This is a genomic window from Bacillus sp. EKM202B (assembly GCF_011066025.1).
In the GTDB taxonomy this organism is placed as follows: domain Bacteria; phylum Bacillota; class Bacilli; order Bacillales; family Bacillaceae_G; genus Bacillus_A; species Bacillus_A toyonensis.
In genome coordinates, this window is record NZ_JAAMNK010000035.1 from 23,467 (window position 1) to 45,085 (window position 21,619).

At 35.0% G+C, this 21,619-nt stretch carries 23 protein-coding genes, 1 pseudogene and 2 riboswitches; of the genes and pseudogenes, 13 read left to right on the forward strand and 11 right to left on the reverse strand.

The features are described 5' to 3' along the window. Positions 1-141 precede the first annotated feature (141 nt). On the forward strand, positions 142-645 hold the full coding sequence (locus tag G9F74_RS25645; RefSeq protein ID WP_000756534.1) for a hypothetical protein: 504 nt from the start codon (positions 142-144) through the stop codon (positions 643-645). A 16-nt stretch (positions 646-661) separates the two neighbouring features. Here the strand turns inward: G9F74_RS25645 and G9F74_RS25650 are convergent, their stop codons facing one another. After that, the gene (locus G9F74_RS25650) at positions 662-877 is read right to left on the reverse strand and encodes a DUF3951 domain-containing protein (RefSeq protein WP_000371394.1); all 216 of its coding nucleotides are present in this window, start codon (positions 875-877) and stop codon (positions 662-664) included. A gap of 173 nt (positions 878-1,050) precedes the next feature. Beyond that, a riboswitch (SAM riboswitch) is annotated at positions 1,051-1,156 on the forward strand. A gap of 136 nt (positions 1,157-1,292) precedes the next feature. Here G9F74_RS25650 and G9F74_RS25655 point away from each other — a divergent pair. The 5 genes from G9F74_RS25655 to G9F74_RS25675 are packed head-to-tail and all read left to right on the forward strand — an operon-like array spanning position 1,293 to position 6,593. Continuing rightward, a complete protein-coding gene (locus G9F74_RS25655; protein WP_000289322.1) occupies positions 1,293-2,210 on the forward strand; it encodes an ABC transporter permease in 918 nt (305 codons plus the stop codon). A 17-nt stretch (positions 2,211-2,227) separates the two neighbouring features. Beyond that, entirely contained in the window at positions 2,228-3,232 is a 1,005-nt protein-coding gene (locus G9F74_RS25660; RefSeq protein ID WP_016107374.1) for an ABC transporter permease, read from the forward strand. Beyond that, positions 3,189-4,199, forward strand: coding sequence for an ABC transporter ATP-binding protein (locus G9F74_RS25665; RefSeq protein WP_000531246.1), 1,011 nt, complete (start codon positions 3,189-3,191; stop codon positions 4,197-4,199). Before G9F74_RS25660 ends, G9F74_RS25665 begins: the two co-directional genes overlap by 44 nt. Next, positions 4,196-4,969 (forward strand): ABC transporter ATP-binding protein, encoded by a 774-nt coding sequence (locus tag G9F74_RS25670; RefSeq protein WP_000205656.1) that lies wholly within the window; start codon positions 4,196-4,198, stop codon positions 4,967-4,969. Before G9F74_RS25665 ends, G9F74_RS25670 begins: the two co-directional genes overlap by 4 nt. 13 nt (positions 4,970-4,982) lie before the next feature. Next, the gene (locus G9F74_RS25675) at positions 4,983-6,593 is read left to right on the forward strand and encodes a peptide ABC transporter substrate-binding protein (RefSeq protein ID WP_016107375.1); all 1,611 of its coding nucleotides are present in this window, start codon (positions 4,983-4,985) and stop codon (positions 6,591-6,593) included. 24 nt (positions 6,594-6,617) lie between these two features. Here the strand turns inward: G9F74_RS25675 and G9F74_RS25680 are convergent, their stop codons facing one another. Next, positions 6,618-7,085, reverse strand: a complete 468-nt coding sequence (locus G9F74_RS25680; protein ID WP_016107376.1) for a YusW family protein — start codon at positions 7,083-7,085, stop codon at positions 6,618-6,620. A gap of 173 nt (positions 7,086-7,258) precedes the next feature. Between G9F74_RS25680 and G9F74_RS25685 the strand changes: the two genes are divergently transcribed. The 3 genes and pseudogenes from G9F74_RS25685 to G9F74_RS30480 all read left to right on the forward strand — a co-directional run bounded on the left by G9F74_RS25685 (position 7,259) and on the right by G9F74_RS30480 (position 8,640). Continuing rightward, entirely contained in the window at positions 7,259-8,161 is a 903-nt protein-coding gene (locus G9F74_RS25685; protein WP_000544207.1) for a helix-turn-helix transcriptional regulator, read from the forward strand. A gap of 16 nt (positions 8,162-8,177) precedes the next feature. Next, the gene (locus G9F74_RS25690; RefSeq protein WP_000942528.1) at positions 8,178-8,369 is read left to right on the forward strand and encodes a hypothetical protein; all 192 of its coding nucleotides are present in this window, start codon (positions 8,178-8,180) and stop codon (positions 8,367-8,369) included. Next, positions 8,363-8,640: pseudogene (locus G9F74_RS30480) on the forward strand (hypothetical protein). The gene G9F74_RS25690 and the pseudogene G9F74_RS30480 overlap by 7 nt, the downstream one beginning before the upstream one ends. Before the next feature lie 6 nt (positions 8,641-8,646). On the opposite strand, the gene G9F74_RS25700 reads toward G9F74_RS30480, so the two are convergent. The 4 genes from G9F74_RS25700 to proC form a co-directional block, all read right to left on the reverse strand. Further along, entirely contained in the window at positions 8,647-10,287 is a 1,641-nt protein-coding gene (locus tag G9F74_RS25700) for a peptide ABC transporter substrate-binding protein (protein ID WP_000731095.1), read from the reverse strand. Positions 10,288-10,671: 384 nt separating this feature from the next. Then, on the reverse strand, positions 10,672-12,312 hold the full coding sequence (locus G9F74_RS25705) for a peptide ABC transporter substrate-binding protein (RefSeq protein ID WP_016107377.1): 1,641 nt from the start codon (positions 12,310-12,312) through the stop codon (positions 10,672-10,674). Positions 12,313-12,447: 135 nt separating this feature from the next. Beyond that, positions 12,448-12,552: riboswitch (SAM riboswitch) on the reverse strand. A gap of 153 nt (positions 12,553-12,705) precedes the next feature. Continuing rightward, entirely contained in the window at positions 12,706-13,539 is an 834-nt protein-coding gene (locus G9F74_RS25710) for an aldo/keto reductase (RefSeq protein ID WP_016107378.1), read from the reverse strand. 1 nt (position 13,540) lies between these two features. Further along, the gene (gene proC, locus G9F74_RS25715) at positions 13,541-14,344 is read right to left on the reverse strand and encodes a pyrroline-5-carboxylate reductase (RefSeq protein WP_000956243.1); all 804 of its coding nucleotides are present in this window, start codon (positions 14,342-14,344) and stop codon (positions 13,541-13,543) included. A 197-nt stretch (positions 14,345-14,541) separates the two neighbouring features. On the opposite strand from proC, the gene pnuC reads away from it, so the two are divergent. Beyond that, complete coding sequence (gene pnuC / locus G9F74_RS25720) at positions 14,542-15,192, forward strand: nicotinamide riboside transporter PnuC (RefSeq protein ID WP_033668246.1); 651 nt, start codon at positions 14,542-14,544, stop codon at positions 15,190-15,192. A 67-nt stretch (positions 15,193-15,259) separates the two neighbouring features. On the opposite strand, the gene G9F74_RS25725 is transcribed toward pnuC, so the two are convergent. From G9F74_RS25725 to modA, 3 genes are all read right to left on the reverse strand, one after another. After that, positions 15,260-16,111 (reverse strand): GRP family sugar transporter, encoded by an 852-nt coding sequence (locus G9F74_RS25725; protein ID WP_000353551.1) that lies wholly within the window; start codon positions 16,109-16,111, stop codon positions 15,260-15,262. A gap of 300 nt (positions 16,112-16,411) precedes the next feature. Next, positions 16,412-17,086, reverse strand: a complete 675-nt coding sequence (gene modB, locus G9F74_RS25730) for a molybdate ABC transporter permease subunit (protein WP_002037814.1) — start codon at positions 17,084-17,086, stop codon at positions 16,412-16,414. A 5-nt stretch (positions 17,087-17,091) separates the two neighbouring features. Then, complete coding sequence (gene modA / locus G9F74_RS25735; RefSeq protein ID WP_016107380.1) at positions 17,092-17,898, reverse strand: molybdate ABC transporter substrate-binding protein; 807 nt, start codon at positions 17,896-17,898, stop codon at positions 17,092-17,094. A gap of 134 nt (positions 17,899-18,032) precedes the next feature. Here modA and G9F74_RS25740 point away from each other — a divergent pair, with 134 nt between their 5' ends. After that, complete coding sequence (locus tag G9F74_RS25740; protein ID WP_000657124.1) at positions 18,033-18,980, forward strand: helix-turn-helix transcriptional regulator; 948 nt, start codon at positions 18,033-18,035, stop codon at positions 18,978-18,980. A gap of 65 nt (positions 18,981-19,045) precedes the next feature. Here the strand turns inward: G9F74_RS25740 and G9F74_RS25745 are convergent, their stop codons facing one another. Together G9F74_RS25745 and G9F74_RS25750 are read right to left on the reverse strand one after the other, a co-directional pair. Next, positions 19,046-19,147: a DUF3948 family protein gene (locus G9F74_RS25745; protein ID WP_001060019.1), complete on the reverse strand. Its 102-nt coding sequence runs from the start codon at positions 19,145-19,147 to the stop codon at positions 19,046-19,048. Between the two features lie 255 nt (positions 19,148-19,402). After that, positions 19,403-20,269 (reverse strand): LysR family transcriptional regulator, encoded by an 867-nt coding sequence (locus tag G9F74_RS25750; protein WP_000423063.1) that lies wholly within the window; start codon positions 20,267-20,269, stop codon positions 19,403-19,405. 127 nt (positions 20,270-20,396) lie between these two features. On the opposite strand from G9F74_RS25750, the gene G9F74_RS25755 reads away from it, so the two are divergent. Both G9F74_RS25755 and G9F74_RS25760 read left to right on the forward strand, forming a co-directional pair. Beyond that, positions 20,397-21,365 carry a DMT family transporter gene (locus tag G9F74_RS25755; protein WP_001252495.1) on the forward strand — a complete coding sequence of 323 codons (969 nt, stop codon included), beginning with the start codon at positions 20,397-20,399 and terminating at the stop codon, positions 21,363-21,365. A 21-nt stretch (positions 21,366-21,386) separates the two neighbouring features. Further along, positions 21,387-21,527, forward strand: a complete 141-nt coding sequence (locus G9F74_RS25760) for a YrzO family protein (RefSeq protein WP_000894071.1) — start codon at positions 21,387-21,389, stop codon at positions 21,525-21,527. Positions 21,528-21,619 lie beyond the last annotated feature (92 nt).

Consider the following 21,619-nt stretch of genomic DNA (forward strand, 5'->3'; position numbering starts at 1 on the left):
GACGATACTGTGACAAAAATGTTGGTATATATATTAAGGTATCCTCTTAAGTGTAAAAAGTAGGGCGTTCTCGGTATAATAACAAGTGGAGATAAAAGAAACTATAGATAGAAGTAGATGTAGATAAAAGGAGAAAAAGAGATGAAGAAGGTTTTGGGTATTGCTGTAATGGGAAGTATGATTCTTCTAGCGGGATGTAATGGAAATAAAGATACGAAAGAACCGAAAGAGAAGGTAGAGCAATCTACAGAACAAACAGAAGAAATGAAAGAATACAGCGCAGTACATGAAAAATATGATATAAAAATGAATAAAGAAATCAATAAAGCACTGCAGTTATTTGAAGTGGCAAAGGAAAAGGGCGGTAAGGAAATAACGAATGCTGCATATAAAGAAGATGTGCAAAAAGTAACAACGAGCATGTTAGAAGATATTGATAATATACGTAAAGAAATTCATGTTCCGAAGTCGAAAGAGCAAGAACATGAGGTATATGTTGGTTTCTTGAATGAATCGGAACAAGCGATGAAAAAATTACAGAAGTTAGCTAAAGAAGAAGATTCATCATTAATTCGTGATATAGAAATTAATTTTGCAACAGCATCGACATACTATAAACGTTTTCAAACAGAAACGAAAAAATAACCTTGCACATGCAAGGTTATTTTTTCTTCTTACCATCACCATCTTCATCTTCGTATACTAACACTTTCTGCTCTTCGTGAAATTCGGAAATAGTTTGTCCGGTAATATTATCGAAGGGTGTGTAAAAAGAAGTAACGCTTTTCTTTTTAATGAAAAGTTTATAAAATCCAATGATAACAAGTATAACAATTGTTAATGGCAGTCCTATAGTTGCTAGAAGTAAGGGATCCATCATATAGCTCCTTTAATATCATTTCTTTATATTATAAACAAAAAACTGCGATTTAGATAAATGACCTCATTAAAAACTGATTTTTCTAAATATATCCAATTTGATTGACTTTTCATTTTTTCAGAATTATAATTCGAAATATACAATTTGAACCAAATAATAATATAGCAATTTACTTATCCAGAGAGGTAGAGGGACTGGCCCTATGACACCTCAGCAGCGGGTTCTGTAATAGGAACACCGTGCTAATTCCAGCAAGCAAGTCTTGAAAGATAAGTGATGGGCCTTTGTTTATTAAGCCTTGATCTTATTTTTTAAGATCAAGGTTTTTTGTATTCTAAAAAGAGAAAAGGGAGTAATGGAAAAAGTACGTCCATAAAACAAAGTAAATTCATGTGTTTAGGGGGTTATTGAAGTGTATGTAATTAAAAAATTATCGGTTATGGTGTTCACACTATGGGTTATTACGACAGTAACATTTCTAATTATGCATATCATTCCGGGAGATCCATTTTCATCAGATGCAAAAATCTTTCCTGAAGAAGTGATTCAAAACATGAGAGCGAAGTATCACCTTGATGAACCGTTGTGGAATCAATATGTTGCTTATTTAGACGGTGTAGTTCATTTTGATTTTGGTGAATCTGTTCAATCAACCGGGCAAGGTGTATCAGAAATTATAACAACTGGCTTTGGTCCATCAGCAATTATTGGTCTACAAGCACTTGTTATTTCATTGTTAGTCGGAATTGCTGCAGGTACATTTGCTGCTCTATATCATGGGAAAGTAATTGACTATAGTGTGAGTTTGCTCGCAATTCTCGGTATTTCTATTCCAAGTTTTATTTTAGCACCACTATTTATACAAGTATTCGCTATTCAATTTGAGCTTTTACCAGTAGCGTCTTGGGGAACATTCGAACATACCGTATTACCATCTTTCGCATTGGCGTTAGGTCCAATTGCGGTTATTACAAGGTTTGTTCGTTCTAATATGATCGAAGTATTGCAGAGTGATTATATTAAGCTAGCAAGAGCGAAAGGCATACCAATTAAGAAGATTATTATAAGACATGCTCTTCGAAATGCGATTGTTCCAGTACTGACATTTGTTGGACCATTAATGGCTGGACTTTTAACAGGGACTTTCGTTATTGAAAAAATCTTTTCAATTCCTGGCCTAGGAAAATATTTTGTAGATAGTATTTTTAACCGAGACTATCCGGTGATTATGGGAACAACAATTTTCTATAGTGCATTATTAATTACTTGTATTTTCATTACAGATATTATTCACCGCATTGTTGATCCACGTATTCGTTCTATTACATAAGGAGGGGGGATATTTAAATGGGAGCTTATGAAATTAATGAACAGTTATTAACGAAAGAAGAGAAAAAAGAATTAACGATAAATAAAAATCAGCAAACGATTAGCGGAAAGAAAGAAGTGTTTCGTAAGTTTATATCGAATCCAATCGCAGTTTTAGGAACAGTGACGTTATTGCTAATTATTGTTTTCTCGCTTATTGGCGAAAGTTTAACGCCATTTACTGCGAGTGAACAAGTAAAAGAGGCAACAAATTTACCGCCGAGTAGTGAACATTGGTTTGGAACAGATGATCTAGGGAGAGATATTTGGGCACGTACTTGGGCTGGTGGGAAGATTTCACTAACAGTTGGATTAGTAGCAGCTGCCCTCGATATAGGGCTTGGTGTACTAATTGGTGGATTTAGTGGATATGTGAGAGGGCGTAATTGCCTTGGAACGTTAATTGATGAGTGGATTATAAGAGGAATTGAAGTATTATACGGCATCCCATATTTATTAATTGTTATTTTACTATTAATTGTTATGAAACCAGGTCTTTTCACCATTATTATCGCCCTTGCATTAACGGGATGGATTGGAATGGCTCGTCTCATTCGAGCACAAGTATTGTCTTTAAAACAACGAGAGTTTGTTATTGCAGCAGAGCGATTAGGTACATCACATATAAAAATTATATATGGGCATTTAATTCCGAATTTAACAGGGATTATTATCGTCAATTTATCATTTACAATTCCAGCAGCTATTTTTTCAGAATCATTTTTAAGCTTTATAGGACTTGGGGTACAATCACCAGCGGCAAGTTGGGGGACGATGACGAATGATGCACTCGGGACATTATTGAGCGGAGAATGGTGGCAGCTATTTTTCCCGGCAATCATGATTGCACTCATTATGTTCGCATTTAATGCAATTGGTGATGGTTTGCAAGATGCAATTGATCCAAAAATCGTAAAACGGAATCGAAAGGAGAAAAAACATGGGACAGCTCTTATCTTTAGAAAACGTAACGTTAGCCGTTGAAAAAGAGAATAGTAAGCAAGCAATTGTGAAACATGTTTCCTTTTCTATTAACGAAGGTGAAATAGTTGCACTTGTAGGAGAAAGTGGTTCAGGAAAAAGTGTTACAGCACAATCCATTATCGGCTTGAATCAAGAATCAATTCATATCGATGATGGAAATGTATCTTTCCAATCAAAGGAATTAACGAATTTACAAGAATTAGAATGGAATCAAATTCGCGGAAAAGATATTTCCTTTATATTTCAAGATCCGCTTTCATCTTTAAACCCAACGATGAAGGTAGGCAAACAAATTACAGAAGTAATTTTGCAACATGGGAAAAAATCGAAAAGAGAAGCAAAGGGAATTGCGATTAACTTGCTAAATGATTTAGGGATACATGAAGCAGAGAAACGCTTTGAGCAATACCCACATCAATTAAGTGGGGGGATGAGGCAACGTATTTGCTTAGCAATTGCATTTGCTTGTCATCCAAAGCTTGTAATTGCAGACGAGCCGACAACAGCGTTAGATGTAACGATTCAGAAACAAATTATGGGGCTATTAAAAGAAAGGAAAGAAAAACAAAATACGAGTATTTTATTAATTACACATGATTTGGCACTTGTGCGTGAAGTAGCTGATCGAGTAGTTGTTATGTACGGGGGACGTGTCGTTGAAAAAGGAACGATACAGGAGGTAATAGGTTCTCCTAAACATCCATATACGAAAAGCTTATTACAAGCAATTCCGAATATGGATGATTCCGAAAAGGTATTACGTGCTATAGAAGGAACGACACCTTCCATTGAAACATTAAATAGCTTTGGTTGTCCTTTTGTAAATCGTTGCCCAGTAGCGATAAAAGAATGTATTCATCGTTTCCCAGAGAGAACAACATATTCTAAGGCGCATAGTTCACATTGTTGGCAGCATGTTCTAGAGCATAATAAAGCGAAATCAAAAGAGAAGGTGAATGCCTCATGACGACAGATTTAATTACTGTAAAGCAAGTAACGAAAATATATGGAAGTAAAAGTAAAGAAATCACAGCGTTAAAAGACATATCACTTTCTATCCCGAAAGGAACAACACTTGGCATTATTGGTGAAAGTGGTTCAGGAAAAACAACACTTGGAAAGCTCATAGCGGGGATTGAGAGTCCAACGTCTGGTGAAATTAATTATAACGGTCAAGTTGTTCACACGCTGAAGTCAGCTCATAAGCGAGATTTTTTACAGAAAGTACAGTTCATTTTTCAAGATTCTACAGCTGCATTAAATCCGCGCTGGAAAGTACGCGATAGCGTAACGGAAGGTTATATTTCATTCGGTTTAGGTGATAAAGGGCTGAAGGATAAAGTAGCAGGTGATGCGCTAGAGCGTGTTGGATTAGATAGAAGATATATTGATCGATATCCGCATGAATTTAGCGGAGGACAACGTCAACGTATCGCTATTGCAAGAGCGTTATTGTGTGAGCCAGAAGCATTGATTCTTGATGAACCAATTTCAGCATTAGACGTTTCATTGCAAATTCAAATTGTACATCTGCTGCAAAAAATCCAAAAAGAACAAGGTTATACATATTTATTCATCGCTCACGATTTACCGATGGTTCACTATTTATGTGAAAAAGTAGCTGTCTTATACAAAGGAGAACTTGTTGAATTTGGAAATACGGACGAAGTATTCCGTAATCCACAACATTCTTATACAAAAACATTATTAGCATCAACACCAAAAATTTCAGGTTAAAGGAGAATGTAGGATGAAGAAGTTTTTACTGTTTGTCATTATGACTGTTTTAGCAATTACTTCTGTTGCTTGCGGTAAGAAAGAAACGCAAAAGGCGAGTGCTGGTAAGGGAGAAGGAGATCGATTAGTAACGAATATTGGTAGCGATCCATATACACTTGATTCCGCTATTGCGACAGATAGTACTTCAGGTTATGTAATTGGACATTTATTCTCAAGCTTATATACACAAGATAGTGATGGGAAATATCAAAATGAATTAGCGGAGAAAGAAGACGTAAATGCTGATGGAACTGAGTATACAATTCATTTAAAGAAAGATATTAAATGGTCAGATGGTTCTCCTATTACAGCAAATGATTTTGAATTTGCATGGAAGCGATTATTAAATCCGAAAACGGGTTCTATGAATGCGACAGAAATGTATTTTATTAAAGGGGCAGAGGCATACAATACTGGAAAAGGTGAAGAGGGACAAGTTGGTATTCAAGTCGTTGATCCTCAAACATTAAAGGTAACTCTTGAACATCCAGTTGCTTCTATTAAACAAAAATTAGCAAGCTCACTATTTATTCCATTATCTAAAAAGTCAATTGATGATAATAATAAATTAAAAACAGATCCAAAAGAGTTAATTACGAATGGGCCATTCACGTTAAAAGAGTGGAAGCATAACCAGGCAATTACAGTACAAAAAAATAAAGAATTCTACGATAAAAAGGTAACTCTAAAAGAAATTGAGTTTCGTATTATTCCAGACTCTAAAACAGCGTATCAATTATTTAAATCAAAAGAATTAGATTTACTAAGTGGTTTACCACAAGAGATGATTGAAAAAGAAAAAGGAAATAAAGAATATAAGCGTGTTGCAGGATTCTCATCTTATATTTACTCGTTTAACGTAGAAAAAGAGCCGTTTACAAATGCGAAGGTACGTAAAGCATTTTCATTAGCGGTTGATCGCAAATTTATCGTTGAAAAATTGTATAAAAATAATGCGCAAGAAGCATATGCATTCGTTCCAGAAGGAGCAAAAACACAAAGTGGCCGTGATTTCCGTAAAGAAAAAGGTGATTACGTTAAATTTGATCCAGCAGAAGCGAAAAAATTATTAGAAGAAGGTATGAAAGAACAAGGATGGTCTACATTACCTGAAGTAACATTAAAATTCACTACAGATACACAACATAAAAAAGTAGCAGAAGCAATGCAAGAAATGTTTAAGAAAAATCTTGGAGTAGATATTAAATTAGAAAATAAAGAGTGGAAGAGTTACATCGACACATACAAGCAAAGTGATTTCCAATTAGCTTATATGGGATGGGGCGGCTCTTTATTAGATCCAATTACTAAACTAGATTTATATGCAGGTGATGGTCCGAATAACTATGCAAAATGGCATAATAAAGAATTTGACGCTTTAATAAAAGAAGCAAAAGTTGAACAAAACGAGGATAAGCGTTTTGAATTATTGCATAAAGCGGAAGATATTATGTTTACAGATTCACCATTAATCCCAATTATTTTCCAAAGTTCCTCATATTTACAAAAACCATCAGTATCCGGTATCCAATTCATTATCGGTTCTAGTCCAGAACTAAGGTACGCAAAAATTAAAAAATAAAGAAGTAGGCAACCGCCTACTTCTTTATTTTATTTCTCTTTTATATTCTTTTTTCGTTCCATCAGAGAAGACAACTTCTAAATCGAATTTTTGATAGTCTTTATCAAGTTTGAACACGTTCACTACTTGATCGATTACTTCTTGGTCAGCAGTATCTTTATCAAATTTTAATTCTTGTAGAAGTGGGCTTAATTTTGTGATAGCCTCGTCTCCTGTTAATTTTACATCTGCTTTATGATCTTCAATTTTTGCTTCCATTTTCTTATCAGCTGCTACATTTTTATAGTCTGCTTCGTAGTCTTTCTTTGTATCTTGGTAGTCTGCCTTTAAATCGAATTCATTGAAGTTTAGTTTTAAATCTGCAGGAGCCTCACTTTTTGCTTCTTCAGTCGTCTTTTTATTAGAAGTTGTGTCTTCTTTTGCAGGAGCTTTACATCCTGTTAATGCAGGTACTAGCATAAGAGCTAATAAAACTGATAGTAGAATTCTCATTATAAATTCCTCCTTATGTAAATTCGTTCTATACAAGTTTTTCCCAAAAACATGTAATTATGTATGTGTTGAAAATAAATTATTATCCTGCAGTCATAAGGGCTAATCCGCAATTTAAATCAAAAACGATTTGTATGTATATGGTAAATTGAAGTTGTGAGGGAGGGACTAAAATGCATGAAGAATATAAAGAGATAATAAAAAAATCAATTGAATATATAGAGAATCACTTACATGAGGAGCTTACAACAGAAAGAGTGGCATCTCACAGTGCAGTATCGATGTACCATTTTCATCGCATCTTTCAAAGATATGTTGGGATGAGTGTAACGGATTATGTTCGTAAGAGAAGATTAACTCATGCTGCACAAGATTTGGTATCGACTGAAAGAGCAGTCATTAATATTGCAGTGCAATACGGTTTTTCCTCACAAGAGGCATTTACTAGAGCTTTTAAAAGAATGTTTCAATTACCACCAAAAAAATATCGAAAGTATTTCCAGTCATTTTATATAGAAAGAGAGGGGATTTCAATGGAAAAGGGTATACCGAAAGGATGGGTATTAAGTGGAAGTCATCCCGCTGAATATGAGATGGGTTTAGATTACGAAATTGCCCATCAAGGAAAAGTATCTGCATATATAAAAGCAAAAGAGAACGTTACGCACGGAGGATTTTCAACATTAATGCAAATGTTTCGAGCGGATAACTATGTAGGTAAGAGATTACGTTTAACAGCATTTATTAAGAGTGAGAATGTAAAAGATTGGGCAGGATTGTGGATGCGAGTAGATGGAAAAAATACGGAGCCGATTGCTATGGATAACATGCAAAATCGTCCAATTAAAAATACGAATAACTGGCAATCGTACTCGGTTGTACTAGATATAAAAGAAGAAGCACTTGGTATTGCATTTGGTGTTTTATTATCAGGAGAAGGTTGTGTCTGGCTAGATAGTATTCGATTTGATGAGGTGGATGGAAAAATTCCTGTAACGGATTTGGCAGAAAGTTTTTATGAAACTCTTCTAGAAGAGCCAATGAACCTGCAATTTGAAGAAATGGAAAAAGAATGAGGTAAGGAGAAAATGTATGCTCCAATATGTAAAACTAATAAGTATTAGTTTAGTAGCGTCATCTTGTATTATGGGAATTAACTATTTAATTAGCTATCTTTGGTCAGGGCATATACCTTCTTTGACGTGGAAAACATATTTGATATTTGCATTTATATTTATTATGAGTTTTAGTTCAATACAAAAAGATGGGAAAGAGGATTGTTGACAATAGTCTTCTTCGCATTTCTTTAACACAAATGTTTATTCCTGTATGTGGGATTATTTCCCGCAACATGCGTAGCGAATGGCTATTACAAAATAATATTTGCCGGAGTTAATTTAGAGAAAATATTATCTCATTATTATTTATTAGACTAGTTACACAATTAGTAGCGGGGCTCACTATAGGTATAAAAGAAATGATAAAGGGAAGAGACCTTGTAATTAATGAAGTACACAGTAAAAAGGTATCCTTCAATTGGATACCTTTTTATTAGTACTTATTATTTTGCAACTTCTGCCCACTTGTAGTTAAATTCACCGCCGAAGTCAGTTGTTACAAGTCCTTTAATGAAAGAGCGTTGTAAGTAAGAGCGACCTTGTTGGTACAAAGGAGCGACAGCGCCATCTTGTAATAAGATTTTTTCAGCTTGTTTCATTGCTTCCCAGCGTGCTTTTTCATCGCCAGCTAAATCTGTTTTCACTTTATGAATTAGCTCGTCGTACTCTTTGTTAGAGTATTTATCAAAGTTATAAGCACTATCTGTTGTGAATAAATCTAAGAATGTAATAGGATCAGCGAAGTCAGGACCCCAGCCATCAATTCCGATTTCATAATCACCACTTAATAGTAATTTCAACTGTTGTTTACGTGGTTGTGGCTTTAAATTCACTGTTAATCCATCTAGATTCTTTTCCAGTTCACCTTTTAAATATTCGCCAGTCTTTTTAGCTAAAGCATTATCACTTGTTAATAGTTCAAGTGTTACTTTGTCAGTACTAAGTTCTTGCTTCGCTTTTTTCCAGTTTTCTTTCGCTGATTTCACATCATCTTTGACTAGGTTTCCGTTTTCTTTGCGGAAGTCAGTGCCCTCTGGGCTCTTTGCAAATTTCGCAGGAACCATTCCTTCAGCTGGAACAGCACCGTTATTTAAAATTGTTTCTACGTATGCTTTTTTATTCATTGCGCCGTTAATAGCAAGGCGTGCATGTTGATTTTTTAATACTTCATTTTTTTGATTGAGTCGTAAAAATTGAATGCCGACTTCAGCACGTTCTTTGAAGTTTGGATCGCCCTTATATTTATCAACAAACTCCGCAGTTAAAGCAACACGGTCAATTTGTCCTGAATCATATAAGTTAACTTCTGTAGACTTATCTTTAACGACATTGAAGTTGATTTCTTCTAATTTTACTGTTTTAGCATCCCAATAGTTAGGATTCTTCTTTAATTGGAAGCCTTGTTCGTGCTTCCAGTTATCTAATGTGAAAGCACCGTTGTAGATTAAATGATTTGTTTCTAAACCGTATTTATCACCTTGCGATTTTAAGTAATCTTCATTAATTGGTAAGAATGTTGCAAATGTCGTTAAGCTTAAGAAGTAGGGAACAGGACGGTCTAGTTGTACTTCTAAAGTTTTGTCATCAAGGGCTTTGACACCTAATTGATCAAGTGGTAATTGTTTTTGATTTATTTGTTTTGCATTCTTTATATCGAAGAATAAGAATGCGTATTCGGCAGCTGTTTCAGGATTTACAGCACGTTGCCAAGCGAAGGCGAAGTCTTTTGCTGTAACAGGAGTACCGTTTGACCATTTCGAATCACGAAGATGGAATGTATATTTTGTTTTATCAGGACTAACGTCAACCGACTCAGCGACACCAGGAATTGGTTTATTATCTTCGCCCATTGCATATAAACCTTCAAAAACATTTCGCATTACGTTCATGGATTCCCCATCCGTTGCTTTTGCAACATCCATTGTTGGAATTTCTGAAGCAAATGATAAGTTAATTGCTTGTTTATCAGGTGCTTTATCGTTTGCTTTTGCTCCGCTTGCATTATTTTTATTTCCCCCACAAGCAGTTAGTAGTAGACTTGCCCCTAAAACAGATGCAACAACAGGTACAACTTTTTTCTTCATTGTTCGTTCCTCCCTAAATGTGTTGTTCATAACGTCATAATGTCCATGTCTTGAAGTAGCTATAGAAAGAGATAAAACCTAGTATAAATATTTGTTTATAGGTAATCATGTGTTCTATATGTATATACATGTTGAACTATAATGTATCGTTATATGTTTCAACATAGTAGACATTATATTTTGATGGTTAAATATTTCGTTTCTTTGATTATTTAGAATATTAACACCAGAAAGAACTATATGTCAATAATAAAAACAAAGCGTTAATTCCTTGGAATAATATATTAAAAAAGTAGATTCACTCATATTAAGGAATCTACTTTTAATATATTTTGTCAAAAAAACAATGGGAGTTGGTGGAAATACGTTGTTTAAAGTTTCACTTTATTTTTCAATTTTTGCCCATTTGAAGTTTAATTGACCTGCAAAGTCTACTTGTACAATGCCTTTCACATAAGATTTCTCTAAATAAGATTCGCCTTTTTGGTAAAGAGGAGCAATAACAGAGTCTTTAAATAATATTTTCTCTGATGCTAGTAATGCATCAAAGCGGGCTTTTTCATCACCAGCTAAAGTAGTTTTCACCTTTTCAATTGCTTCGTCGAACTCTTTATTAGAGTAATGATCTAAGTTGTAAGGGTTATTCGTTGTAAACAATTCAAGGAATGTAATTGGATCAGCAAAGTCAGGGCTCCAACCATCAATTCCGATTTCGTAGTCACCTTTTAATAAGAGTGAAACTTGTTGTTTACGTGGTTGCGGTTTTATATTTACTGTTAAGCCCTCTAAATTCTTTTCTAATTGACCTTTTAGAAACTCACCAGTCTTCTTCTCAAGGTCACCGTCACTTGTTAATAATTCTAATGTTATCTTTTCAGAACCTAGTTCTTTTTTTGCCTTTTTCCATAATTCTTGTGCAGATTTCGTATCAACTTTTGTTAAATCGCCGTTTGTAGCACGGAAGTCTTTTCCATCAGGACCTTTTGCAAAGTTTTTTGGCACAAGACCAAAGGTTGGTGTAGAGCCATCATTTAATAATGTATTGACAAAGGACTTTCGATCAATCGTTTGATCAATTGCTTGGCGTGCAGAAACGTTTTGAAGTATTTTGTTTTGTTGATTCATACGTAAAAATTGTACCCCTACGTTCGGACGTTCTTTAAAATTAGCATCCTTTTTATATTTATCAACGAAGTCAGATGTTAGTTTTATACGGTCTAATTGTTTAGATTCGAATAAATTTACTTCTGTTGATTTTTCTTTTACGATGTTGAAATTGATTTCTTCGATTTTGACAGTATCTTTATCCCAGTAGGTAGGGTTTTTCTTAAATTTAAAGCTTTGTTCATGCTTCCAATCACTTAGTGTAAAAGCTCCGTTATACAAAATTGTATTATCTTCTAAAGCGTACTTATCACCTTGTGTTTTAAAGAATTCCTCGCTAATTGGTAGAAATGTTGGGAACGCCGTTAAGCTAATAAAGTACGGAACAGGACGCTCTAATTCTACCTCAAACGTATGGTCATCAACTGCTTTTACACCAAGTTGATCGGCTGGAAGCTCTTTGTTGTTAATTTGTTTTGCGTTTTTAATATCAAAGAATAAAAATGCATATTCAGAGGCTGTTGCTGGGTCAACAGCTCTTTGCCAAGCGAAGACGAAATCTTTCGCTGTAACAGGAGTACCGTTTGACCATTTTGAATCTCGCAGGTGGAATGTGTACTTCGTTTTATCGCCACTTACTTCATGGGATTTTGCAACGCCAGGGACAGGTTTGTTACCTTCACCAAGATTATACAAACCTTCAAATACGTTTCTCATTACTTGACCGGAATCAGTATCTGTAGCACGAGCTGTATCCATTGTTCGTATTTCAGAAGGTGAAGATAAGTTTAAAACCTGTTTACTAGGTGCCTCGTCTTTTGCATTTGCTCCGCTAGCTTCGTTTTTATAACTACCGCAACCAGTTAATAAAATACTTACTCCTACAACTGATGCGATACCGGGTACAAACTTCTTTTTCATTTGATTTTCCTCCTAAATAATTAATAAGATTGGATGATGATGAGGGAAATGAAAAATAAAAAATCCCTCTTTTCTGATTGAGAAAGAGGGATTTTCACATACAAGTTATGTACCCGTATATAAACGAAGTCCCTCATTCTATCTTTCAAGCATAAAGCTTGCAGGAAGTGGCACAGTATTCAAAATGAACCTGCTGCCGAGGTTTCAAAGGGCCAGTCCCTCCACCTCTCTTGATACAATGAGTAAACGAATAAATTTTATTAATTTTTGTGTTTCTTTGATAATTCAAAATCTTACACCTTGGATAATGAAGTGTCAATCAAATGGAACGTAGTTTAAATTTTCAGTTTTTTAAAGTGAAAAAAACCACTGCACATGGCAGTGGTTTTTCTACTAGAAGTTAAAGTTATCTGGATCTGGACCGACGCGATGATTTTCGTTCAAAGCTTGAATTGCTTTCATATCATCCGAGCTTAATTCAAAATCGAAGATGTTTGCATTTTCAATAATGCGGTGCTCTTTAATTGATTTAGGAATCGTTACAACTTCATTTTGTAAATCCCAGCGTAAAATAACTTGTGCAGTTGATTTACTATATTTTGTCGCAATTTCTTGTAATTTTGGATGATCCAGTAGTTGCCCTTGCATTAATGGTGACCAAGCCTCGAGCTGGATGTTATGTTCTTTACAGAAAGCATGTAATTCTTCTTGTGCTAAACGAGGGTGGTATTCCACTTGGTTGACCATTGGCTTAATTTCAGCAATTTCAAATACGTCTTGTAAGTGGTGAATGTGGAAATTACTCACACCGATAGCACGAACACGACCATCTTTATAAAGCTTTTCTAATGCTTTCCATGATTCAGTATATTTCTCTTTTACAGGCCAATGTACTAAATATAAATCTAAATATTCTAGGCCTAATTTCTCTAATGTAGTTTCAAATGCTTGAATTGTTGTTTCATAACCTTGATCGCTATTCCATACTTTTGAAGTGATAAATAGCTCTTCACGAGGAATATCAGATTCGCGAATTGCTTGACCAACGCCTTCTTCATTTTGATAGATTGCTGCAGTATCGATGCTGCGGTATCCGTTTTTAATAGCTGCTTTTACAGAATCAATTACTTCTGATCCGTCCTCTACTTTAAACACACCTAAACCGAACCAAGGCATTTTTACACCATTATGTAATGTTGTATAGTCTTTTAAACTTGTTAAATTCATATTATTTCCCCCTAGCTTTTTTATTTGTTGCTTCAACTGCTTGTTGAATGACTTCTGAAAAATTATTTTCATATAGAACTTTTAAGCCTTCAGCAGTTGAACCTCCTGGTGTTGTTACTTGTTCTCGGAGCATAGCTGGATCTTCGTTTTGTTGGAGCATAGCGGCAGAACCAGCAATCATTTGAATGACAAGGTGGTTTGCCGTTTTCTCATCAATTCCATAGTTTTTCGTCGCTTCAATTAAACCTTCAGCAAAGTGATAGAGAAAAGCAGGTGCACTACCAGTAATGGCGGTAAGTTGATGAACTTCCTCTTCAGTACAAAACTGTGAGGTACCAATACCTTTTAAAAGGAGTTGTAGCGTTTCTTGATGCGTTTCACCTACGGAATGTCCCGTCGTATATAAGGAGATGGACTTTCCGATTTCGGCAGCTGTATTTGGCATAATCCAGGCAACAGGTGTCCCTTGAGGAAGCCGTTTTTCTAAATAAGATGGTCCAATTCCGGCAGCAACGGTCACAACGAATTGCTCAGTTAGAAGAGGAGATAACTCCTGTAATAACTGTTCATGTGCAGCTGGTGGCATTGCTAAAACAATCGTATCAACGGATGTAATATGCTGCTTCCAGTCTGTAGTGATGGACACATTATATCGCCCTTGTAATTGTTCTAGTTTTTCTATGTTGCTTCGGTTGGAAACGATAATTTCTTCGATATATTCTTTACTCGTTTTAAGTAACCCGGAGAAGATAGCTTCTGCCATACGACCGGCACCAATAAATAAAATTCGATGTTTAGTAAGCATATCCTTTATTCCCTTCTAGTAGAGATATGTTATAAAAAACGATACCATTTTTAAGAGAATTTTGTAAAAAGAAAAGACTTACCGTATATGGAATAGATAATGAGGGGGTTTTTGAATAAGGGAATTCATGATAAAAATAAGAGGAGTTCCTTATACTGGTGATATGGAATTTATTACACATCTGGGGAGAGATAAATATGGTTAGAAGTCCACTTTTTTTACTCATTTCTAGTATTATTTGCGTATTGGTTGGATTTTACATTCAATCGAGTTATATTGAAATTTTCGCATCGGTTATGGGGATTGTTAATGTTTGGTTATTAGCAAGAGAAAAAGTATCCAACTTTTTATTTGGTATGATTACTGTTACGTTATTTCTGTATATTTTCATTATACAAGATTTATATGCAATGGCAGTATTAGCAGTCTTTCAATTTATATTTAATGTATATGGTTGGTATTATTGGATTGCACGTAGTGGGGAAGAAGAGGTAAAAGCAACTGTCCGTTTAGATTTAAAGGGGTGGACCTTTTATATAATTTTTATTTTAGTTGCTTGGGTTGGTTGGGGCTATTATCAAGTCCGTCATTTAGAATCAACAAGTCCATATTTAGACGCTTTAAATGCTGTATTAGGATTAGTAGCTCAATTTATGCTAAGTCGAAAAATCTTAGAGAACTGGCATTTATGGATTTTGTATAACGTAGTTAGCATTGTAATTTATATTTCCACTGGTTTATATGTCATGCTAATACTAGCTGTTATTAATCTCTTTATATGTGTAGCTGGTTTGCTAGAGTGGAAGAAGAACTATAAAGGACAAGTGCGTGTAAATAATTATATTTAGAAAATAATTAAAATCGAAAAAACCCCTGGGACACATATGCCTCAGGGGTTTTTAATAGAATATAAGTTTATGCTTTTGTTAGACCAAGTAATACAGCGCCGCCGATAATTAAAACACTACCTAGTGCAATAAAGATCAATTGACGTTTTGTTTTCTTTTCACCTAAGAAGACAATCGCACCGAATGTTGAGATAACGATTCCAGTTTGAGATAATGGGAAGCTTGTCGCTACTCCGACACGTGGTAATGAAAGAAGTAAGAATAAGTTTCCTGTTCCCCAAAGTAAACCAGATAAAGCATTACGAATTGCATATTTGTTAAATGGCTTATGTTTAGATGTCAGTACAACCGCACCGACAAACATACCAACTGCTTGTGGTAAAATAGCAGACCAACCATCAATGTTATACCAACGAATAATAATTACATATACAAGATAGCCGAAAGTAGAAACAATTAAAGTAAGAAGTCCTTTTTTCAATTGTCCTGGTGGCTGTGCATTTTCTTTATCATCTAATGATGTGAATACAACGCCAACTACGATTAATAGGATTGCAATCGTTCCCATAATGATCGTTGTTGTAGTAGTCCACTCGCGGAAAGCGATAACTCCAAAGATAGAAGTTGCAACAAGTTGCATACCAGTAGAAATCGTTACAGTAGTAGAAACACCTAACTTTTCAACTGTTTTTAATTGGTTTACTTGTCCTAAAGCCCAGAATAAACCTGAAATAAAACCAACAATCAAGATTGTCATTGTTAAAGCTGGTTGAGTAAATACATACATAACTGTTGCGAAGAATAGAGCACCGATTGTCATACCTACCGTTTGGCTATATGCACCACCGCCCATTTTTACGCTTACTAATAAGATGTTTCCCCATGCAATTGCAGGAAGAAGCGCTAATAAAATGTCCATTACAAGACTCCCTTCGGTTTGCTATACCAATATAATTACATATCGTTCTAACGATCGGTAATGCCCCACTAATAGAGTAGAAGATTACCGATCGCTAAAACAGGATGAAGAATTCACGATATAAATGCGTTTTCATTTCTTCATTTTTTCAAACACCTCCATATAATAACAGGAAATTGCCTATTTTAGAAAGTAAATTCAAATAGAATGTATATTTAAATAAAAGGTAAAATTCAGTCACTTTATATAGTATTTTTTATTTCCTAAGAAATAAAAAAGCAGCTTTTGTCGAAAGCTGCTTTAAGAATTAGTAATTCTTTTATTAATGAGCTGAATACATAGGAGAAATATGAGTGACATACTGATAGTGATAATTACAAGTGTCCAAGCGAGTTGCATATTACTTGCATCAATGGCCATATAAATTGCTGTTGGGATTGTCTGTGTTTTGCCAGGAATATTCCCAGCAAACATGAGTGTAGCACCAAATTCTCCTAGTGCACGAACAAAGCTTAAGATCATACCGCTTAGTAATGCAGGAAATGCAAGCGGTAGTGTAACGTGTAGAAAAACTTGATATTCACTGGCGCCGAGATCGCGAGCGCCCTCTTCAATTTGTACATTTGCGATCGAAAATCCTGTTTTTGCTGATTGATACATGAGCGGAAATGCGACAACTGTAGAAGCAATGATAGCAGCAGTAGATGTGAACATAATGGACTGCTGAAATACCGATTCTATCCACTTTCCAATGGGGCTGTTATTTCCAAAAATAATAATGAGAAAAAAGCCGATTACAGTTGGCGGAAGTACCATTGGTAATAAGAAAATAGTTTCTAGTATTACTTTATATCTCCATGAGGAGCGTGCTAGTGACCGACCGATAATCGTTCCTAAAATTGTGACGATAATGGTGGCGTATGCAGCTACTCGTAAAGATAAAAAGACAGGTGACAAAATATCATCAAAGCTCATGGCAATTATGATAGGACTGTAAATCCATATTTCTTAAAGATAGATTGTGCATCTTTTGACTGCAAATATTCATAAAATGAAGTCGCCTCTTTCTTATGCTTCGATTCTTTTATAACGCCTAAAGGATAGTGGATTGGTTCATGAGAAGTAGCTGCTGCCGTCTCGCCAATTTTTACTTTGTCTGAAATGAGAGCATCTGTTTTGTATACAATACCAGCATCGACATTACCTGTTTCTACATATGTTAACACTTGGCGAACATCTTTTGTAAATACGATTTTATTTTGAATGTCATTCCAAAGATTTTCATGTGTGAGAGAAGCTTTTGCATATTTCCCAGCGGGTACAGATTCAGGTGTACCAAGTGCGATTTTTTTGATTTTCTCATCTTTTAAATCTTGAATTTTTGTAAGAGAGCTATCTTTTGGGACGACTAGAACTAGTTCATTTCCAAGAAGGTTTTTTCCTTCTTTTTCATTAATGAATCCTTTTTTAACAAGTGTTTGGAATTTATCTTCTGCTGCAGAGAAGAATAAATCAGCAGGCGCACCTTGTTCGATTTGTTGTTGAAGTGCACCGGAAGCACCGAAGTTAAAAGAAAGTTTAATATTAGGCTTTTTCTCTTTATATTGTTTTTCAATTTCTTTTAATGCATCTTGTAAGCTAGCAGCAGCTGATATAGTCAGTTCGACTGTTTTTCTCTCTTTAGCAACTGACTTCTCCTTCTTTTCCACGCTTGTACAAGCAACACTAAATATAAGAAGGAAAGAAAGTATAAGTGCCCCAATAGATCGTAATGTGAATTTGTTCATAAAAAAATCCCCTTTCGTTTTGACATAATTAATTATAACTAAATATAACTAATTATAACTAGTTATAATTGAATATAATTTGAACAATATGGTTGTTTTTAAAAAATAGGAGAAATATTCTTTTCTTTGTTACAATGAAGGAAGAAAGTGAGGAATCGTCTATGGATCATCATTCCTACACAACGGAAGAAGTAGCGAAGCGATTAAAAGTATCAAAACTAACTGTATACGACTTAATTAAAAAAGGAGAACTTCCTTCTTATAGAGTTGGTAGACAGATGCGCATTGATACAGCGGATTTAGAACAATATATAAAGCAAATGAAAACAGGAAAGATACAAGTTACTTCTGTAAAGAATGACGATAGTAGTATCTTGAATACATGCATCATTAGCGGGCAAGAACTAACGTTAGATATGTTGGCAAAACGTATAGAAAATCGATTGCTAAATTCTAATGTATTAAGAGCGTATCAAGGTAGTTTAACAAGTTTAGTGAAGATGTACCAAGGAGAAGGAAGTGTAGTTAGTTTACACTTATTTGATGGTGAAACGGGTACTTATAATGTTCCTTACGTAAAACGTATTTTAGTTGGACAACCGTGTATTATGATCAATTTATTGGCAAGAAATGTGGGGTTTTATGTTCAAAAAGGAAACCCAAAGAAAATAAAGACATGGGCTGACATATCCGGGTCCTCTATAAAATTTGTAAATCGAGAAAAAGGCTCTGGTATTAGGGTGCTAGTGGATGAACAATTACGAATTCAAAAGTTAAATAAAGAACATATTAGTGGATATGAATGGGAAGAATCGAGTCATCTTGGTGTTGCCACGCAAGTTGCGAACGGAAAAGCTGATGTTGGGGTAGGGTCGGAAAAGGTTTCGCAAATTGTAAATGTAGACTTTATTCCGATAATGAAAGAACAGTATGATTTAGTAATTTTGAAGAATAAAGACAATGAAGAACTTATTGAAGTTATGAAAGACATTCTGCAATCGGAAGAATTTCATAATGAGTTAAAAGCGATTGGCGGATACGATATTATGAAAACAGGCCAAATTATATATGAAACAAACTAAAAAGCTGCTTGTCTATAAGACGAGCAGCTTTTTCTATATATAAAGGGGTTTGGGGAAACGAATTGTTAAATAAGACTTTGAGCAAGTGTGTAAATGAAAGCTGTAAGAAGAGTCGCTCCACTTGCAAGTCCGATAAAGTCTGATTTGTTGAAAGTAATGTTGTTCATTATAATCTCTCCTTATTTGTTTAATGTAGTTGCAACTGCTTTTGCATCGACAAGTGCGGATAGCACCATGCCCATTGTGTTAAAAAAATTGTTTGATTTCATTTTGTTCATCATGCGTATCCGCTCCTTTTCGAATTGTTGTTGCCCTGCTTTATGTCTTAATTATAGGGAAAATGATGAACTACAACTATCGAATTATCTTACGGGAGACTTACACTTTTGTAAGAAAAAAAGACATTCGTGTAAGAATGTCTTTTAAAGCATATTGATGTGATGATGCTCTTCAATTGTTTTTAAAAAGCTACGCATTGAATTGGTCATGTAGCTATCTTTGCGGCGTATGAAAACAGTTGAAATACTACCGTATTTCTCGGGAATCGGATGACAGTGTACTTTACCTGCTGTAGAAAGATGTTGTACCGCGGACTGGGGCACGAGTGTAATCCCAAGACCGAGTGCTACACTATTTAATATTGTTTCTAATATGTTAAATTCCATAATTCTTTTTGGTAGCAAACCTTCATCTTTAAGCCATCGTTCTAGTTTGGAACGGTATCCACACCCTTGATTAAAAACGAGTAAGGGAGTCGTAGTAAATTCTTCTATATGAAAAGCTTTATTTTGTGTCACGAGCATTAATTTTTCTGTACTAACATCGTATTGTTCAATTAGTGGATGCTTAATAGGACCTGATATAAAGGCGCCATCTAATTGATGGTCAAGGACTTCTCTAATAAGTTCTTCGGTTAGACCAGCTTGTAATGATAAATCAACGTTTGGATAGCTTTTATAGTAAGAAGACAAAATGGTAGGCAATGTACTTACTGTTTCGACTGTACCGATTTTTAATATACCAGATGGTGTTTCACTATCTAGAAACACTTGTTTTAGCTCTTCAACATCTTGCAAAATTTTATTAACATAAACGAGCATTTTTCTTCCTTCAGCTGTTAAAGTCATGCCTCGTTTATGACGGTAAAAGAGCGGTGTTTTTAGCTCGTTTTCTAATTGTTTAATACGTGCGGTTACATTTGATTGTACATAATTTAATTCCTTTGCTGCGCCGCTTACACTACCGCGATCGGCAACGCTTTGGAAGATTTGTAAGTCTCGTAATTCCATTGTATGCTCCCCCTTGATGTTAACTATCATTATAAATGATAGTTAACATCATTTTGAATCGTTTTACGTGATATGTTTTTTCTTTTACAATTCTCTTTGTGCAAATAGAAAGAAGCGGGGGATTATGGTGAGAAGAGGTCAAATAGTAATAGGAGCTTTGGCATGTTTAATTGCAAGTATGTCATGGGGAGCGATGTTTCCGGTTGCTGATCATGCGCTAGAATACATAGATCCATTTTATTTTTCACTTATTCGTTATGGAGCAGTGGCGATAGTACTGATTATATTATTGTTAATGAAAGAAGGAAAACAGGCATTTCGTTTAGAAGGAAGGGGAAAGTTACTCGTCTTTTTTGGAACGATGGCGTTTACTGTATATAATGTACTCATATTTTTAGGTCAAATGTTAATGGGAAAATCAGGTGTAATGGTAGCCTCCATTATGGAAGCACTCATGCCGATGATTTCCATTTGTATTTTATGGGGATATAAGCATATAAAACCGAAAAAATATATGATAACGAGCATGATTATCGCTTTTGTAGGAGCTGTGTTTGTTATTACGAAAGGTGATATGAGTTTCTTTTTAACATTGAAAGATAACATGTTTTCACTAGCGTTTATATTTATTGGTGTTGTAGGTTGGGTTATTTATACGATGGGTGGTCAAACGTGTAGCGATTGGTCAACATTACGCTATTCTACATTGACGTGTGTATTTGGTACGACTGTCACAGGAATTATAACTGTAATGATTACGGTGCTTGGGTATGTTCCAGTCCCAAGTATGGGAACGATTTCTATCGTGAAGTATGATTTGTTATTTATGATGACATTACCAGGAATCATAGCGCTACTCGCTTGGAATTACGGTGTGAAAATCTTATCATCGATTAACGGCATTTTATTTATTAATTTTGTACCCGTTACGACTTTGATTATTATGATGATACAAGGGTATCAAATAACAATGTTTGATATTGTAGGAACTTTACTTGTTATTGCAGCACTTATTCGCAATAACGTTTGTCAGAGAAAAGAAGAAAATATAAATAAGCAAGTTTTACAAGAAGAGCAATTACGCCAAGCGGTTTAATAGGCAATTGGAGGATTTAACATGTTAGAAAGTTTATTGTTTTTCTTCGCCGTCGGAGTTGCGTGCGAGCTTGCAGCAATTAATCGAAATGGTCGTAAGAAGGTAAAACAACAAGCTGAACTGATACAGCTTTTAAAAGAGTTAAAAGAAAGAAAAATTTAAAAAGACGACCGGGCATTGATATTATCCCCTTTAGGTAGACAGTGTGAAAAAGACCATGTATACACATGGATGTTACACTATTACTTGGAGGG

Bases quoted from the DNA above. Each gene is read 5' to 3' on its own strand.
- G9F74_RS25645 (WP_000756534.1), top strand. From the start codon at position 142: ATGAAGAAGGTTTTGGGTATTGCTGTAATGGGAAGTATGATTCTTCTA.
- G9F74_RS25650 (WP_000371394.1), bottom strand. From the start codon at position 877: ATGGATCCCTTACTTCTAGCAACTATAGGACTGCCATTAACAATTGTT.
- G9F74_RS25660 (WP_016107374.1), top strand. From the start codon at position 2,228: ATGGGAGCTTATGAAATTAATGAACAGTTATTAACGAAAGAAGAGAAA.
- G9F74_RS25665 (WP_000531246.1), top strand. From the start codon at position 3,189: ATGGGACAGCTCTTATCTTTAGAAAACGTAACGTTAGCCGTTGAAAAA.
- G9F74_RS25670 (WP_000205656.1), top strand. From the start codon at position 4,196: ATGACGACAGATTTAATTACTGTAAAGCAAGTAACGAAAATATATGGA.
- G9F74_RS25675 (WP_016107375.1), top strand. From the start codon at position 4,983: ATGAAGAAGTTTTTACTGTTTGTCATTATGACTGTTTTAGCAATTACT.
- G9F74_RS25680 (WP_016107376.1), bottom strand. From the start codon at position 7,085: ATGAGAATTCTACTATCAGTTTTATTAGCTCTTATGCTAGTACCTGCA.
- G9F74_RS25685 (WP_000544207.1), top strand. From the start codon at position 7,259: ATGCATGAAGAATATAAAGAGATAATAAAAAAATCAATTGAATATATA.
- G9F74_RS25690 (WP_000942528.1), top strand. From the start codon at position 8,178: ATGCTCCAATATGTAAAACTAATAAGTATTAGTTTAGTAGCGTCATCT.
- G9F74_RS25700 (WP_000731095.1), bottom strand. From the start codon at position 10,287: ATGAAGAAAAAAGTTGTACCTGTTGTTGCATCTGTTTTAGGGGCAAGT.
- G9F74_RS25705 (WP_016107377.1), bottom strand. From the start codon at position 12,312: ATGAAAAAGAAGTTTGTACCCGGTATCGCATCAGTTGTAGGAGTAAGT.
- G9F74_RS25710 (WP_016107378.1), bottom strand. From the start codon at position 13,539: ATGAATTTAACAAGTTTAAAAGACTATACAACATTACATAATGGTGTA.
- proC (WP_000956243.1), bottom strand. From the start codon at position 14,344: ATGCTTACTAAACATCGAATTTTATTTATTGGTGCCGGTCGTATGGCA.
- pnuC (WP_033668246.1), top strand. From the start codon at position 14,542: ATGGTTAGAAGTCCACTTTTTTTACTCATTTCTAGTATTATTTGCGTA.
- G9F74_RS25725 (WP_000353551.1), bottom strand. From the start codon at position 16,111: ATGGACATTTTATTAGCGCTTCTTCCTGCAATTGCATGGGGAAACATC.
- modB (WP_002037814.1), bottom strand. From the start codon at position 17,086: ATGAGCTTTGATGATATTTTGTCACCTGTCTTTTTATCTTTACGAGTA.
- modA (WP_016107380.1), bottom strand. From the start codon at position 17,898: ATGAACAAATTCACATTACGATCTATTGGGGCACTTATACTTTCTTTC.
- G9F74_RS25740 (WP_000657124.1), top strand. From the start codon at position 18,033: ATGAAGGAAGAAAGTGAGGAATCGTCTATGGATCATCATTCCTACACA.
- G9F74_RS25745 (WP_001060019.1), bottom strand. From the start codon at position 19,147: ATGAACAACATTACTTTCAACAAATCAGACTTTATCGGACTTGCAAGT.
- G9F74_RS25750 (WP_000423063.1), bottom strand. From the start codon at position 20,269: ATGGAATTACGAGACTTACAAATCTTCCAAAGCGTTGCCGATCGCGGT.
- G9F74_RS25760 (WP_000894071.1), top strand. From the start codon at position 21,387: ATGTTAGAAAGTTTATTGTTTTTCTTCGCCGTCGGAGTTGCGTGCGAG.